A 2,635-nucleotide genomic window follows, 5' to 3' on the forward strand; every position below is an offset into this window, starting at 1 on the left:
GAGCGATGGACACGCGCAGCCGACTGCAGCAGCACTTGCCCAAGCTGGTCTTGGCGCCGAGCTTCGTCGTCATCGTCATCTTCGTTTACGGCTTCATCGCCTATACCGGCTTCCTGTCTTTGACCGACAGCAAGATGCTGCCGTCCTACAACCTGATCGGCTTTGGCAATTATGCGCGGCTGTGGGCCTTGCCGCACTGGTGGCGGGCGATCTCCAACCTGGCGATCTTCGCCTCGCTCTACATCGTCATCTGCTCGGTGCTCGGCCTGGCGCTGGCGATCCTGCTCGACCAGAAGATCCGCGCCGAAGGCATCCTCAGGCCGATCTACCTCTATCCGATGGCGCTGTCCTTCATCGTCACCGGCACCGCCTGGAAGTGGTTCCTCGATCCCGGCATCGGCCTGGAAAACACCATGCATCTGTGGGGCTGGCAGAGCTTCTCCTTCACCTGGATCAAGGACAACAAGCTGGCGATCTACTGCGTCGTCATCGCTGCGGTGTGGCAGTCGTCCGGCTTCGTCATGGCGATGTTTCTGGCCGGCCTGCGCGGCGTCGACAACGAGATGATCAAGGCCGCCCAGGTCGACGGCGCCTCGGCGGTGACGATCTACCGCCGCATCATCATTCCCTTGATGCGGCCGGTGTTCCTGTCGGCCTTCGTCGTGCTGGCGCATCTGGCGATCAAGGCCTACGACCTGATCGTCGCGCTGACCGGCGGCGGCCCGGGGCAGGCGACCGAGCTGCCGGCGACCTTCATGTATTCCTACACCTTCACCCGCAACCAGATGGGCATCGGCGCCTCGTCGGCGATCATCATGCTGATCATGATCTTCTCGATCATCATCCCCTACCTCTATTCCGAAATCCGCGGAGGAAAACGCTGATGCGCGCGGCTGCCACCCCCACCCCGCAAAACGCCATTGCGCACGGCCGGCTGACGCGGGCGCTGATCTATGCCGCCCTGATCGTCTTTGCGATCTACTATCTGCTGCCGCTCTACGTCATGGTCGTCAACTCGCTGAAGCCGCTCGACGAGATCCGCCAGGGCGGCATGCTGAGCCTGCCGAAGACCTGGACGGTCGCGCCGTGGATCTCGGCCTGGTCGACGGCGCAGGTCGGCGTGCAGCCGACGGGCTTGCGGCCCTTCTTCCTCAACTCGATCCTGATGGTGGTGCCGGCCGTGGCGATCTCGACGATCGTCGGGGCGCTGAACGGCTATGTCCTGACCAAGTGGTCGTTCCGCGGCGCCAACGTCTTCTTCGGCATGCTGCTGCTGTCCTGCTTCATCCCGTTCCAGATCGTCTTGATCCCGATGGCGCGCATCCTCGGCCTCCTCGGGCTGGCCGGCTCGATCTGGGGGCTGATCCTGGTGCACGTCGTCTACGGCCTCGGTTTTACGACGCTCTACTTCCGCAACTATTACGAGGCGTTCCCGAGCGAGCTGGTCCGGGCGGCGCAGATCGACGGCGCCACCTTCCTGCAGATCTTCCGGCGCATCCTGCTGCCGTCGTCGGCGCCGATCATCGTCGTCTCGGTGATCTGGCAGTTCACCAACATCTGGAACGACTTCCTGTTCGGCGCCTCGTTCTCCGGCCCCTATTCGACGCCGATGACGGTGGCGCTCAACAACCTCGTCAGTTCCTCGACCGGGGTCAAGGAATACAACGTCCACTTCGCCGGCGCGATTCTCGCCGCCCTGCCGACGCTGATCGTCTACATCGTCTCCGGCCGCTACTTCGTGCGCGGCCTGATGTCGGGGGCCGTCAAGGGATAGGCTCATGGGATAGCTCATGGGGATAGGTTCATAGGGATAAGCTCATGTCGTTTCTGAAGATCGCCCACCTGCGCAAGTCCTATGGCGCGCTTGAAATCCTCAAGGACATCAACATCGAGATCGAGGAGGGCGGCTTCCTGGTGTTGGTCGGGCCGTCGGGCTGCGGCAAGTCGACCCTGCTCAACGCCATTGCCGGGCTGGAGCCGATCACGGCGGGCGACATCGCCATCCGGGGCCGCTCGGTCACCGGCCTGGCGCCGTCGCAGCGCGACATCGCCATGGTGTTCCAGTCCTATGCGCTCTATCCGAACATGACGGTGGCCGGCAACATCGCCTTCGGCATGGAGATCCGCGGCGTGGCCAAGGAAGCGCGCGACAAGGCGATCAAGGAGGTCGCCGAGATCCTGCAGATCGGCCACCTGCTCGCGCGCAAGCCGAGCCAGCTGTCGGGCGGCCAGCGCCAGCGCGTCGCCATGGGCCGCGCCCTGGTGCGCAACCCGCAGGTGTTCCTGTTCGACGAGCCGCTGTCGAACCTCGACGCCAAGCTGCGCGTCGACATGCGCACCGAGATCAAGCGCCTGCACCAGCGCATGAAGACGACGATCGTCTATGTCACCCACGACCAGATCGAGGCGATGACGCTCGCCACCAAGATCGCCGTGCTGAAGGACGGCGTGCTGCAGCAGTTCGGCACGCCCGCCGACATCTACAACCGGCCCGCCAACATGTTCGTCGCCGATTTCATGGGGTCGCCGGCGATGAATCTGGTGACCGCGACGGTGGAAAACGGGGCAGGCGGCCTGCAGGTCTCGCTCGAACGCTCGAATGCGGACGTCTTGAGACTGCCGGTGGCGCCCGGCA

Annotated in this window: 3 protein-coding genes; all 3 read left to right on the forward strand. The window is 64.0% G+C overall.

Translation table 11 applies throughout. The features are described from left to right. Positions 1-5: 5 nt before the first annotated feature. Positions 6-884 carry a carbohydrate ABC transporter permease gene (locus tag AAE029_RS36115; RefSeq protein WP_371077751.1) on the forward strand — a complete coding sequence of 293 codons (879 nt, stop codon included), beginning with the start codon at positions 6-8 and terminating at the stop codon, positions 882-884. Then, positions 884-1,774: a carbohydrate ABC transporter permease gene (locus tag AAE029_RS36120; RefSeq protein ID WP_371077749.1), complete on the forward strand. Its 891-nt coding sequence runs from the start codon at positions 884-886 to the stop codon at positions 1,772-1,774. The genes AAE029_RS36115 and AAE029_RS36120 overlap by 1 nt, the downstream gene beginning before the upstream one ends. A gap of 44 nt (positions 1,775-1,818) precedes the next feature. Continuing rightward, the coding region (locus AAE029_RS36125; RefSeq protein WP_371077750.1) for an ABC transporter ATP-binding protein at positions 1,819-2,635 on the forward strand (817 nt) is incomplete at its 3' end.

It is taken from the genome of Sinorhizobium sp. CB7, from assembly GCF_041357635.1.
Lineage (GTDB): Bacteria > Pseudomonadota > Alphaproteobacteria > Rhizobiales > Rhizobiaceae > Rhizobium.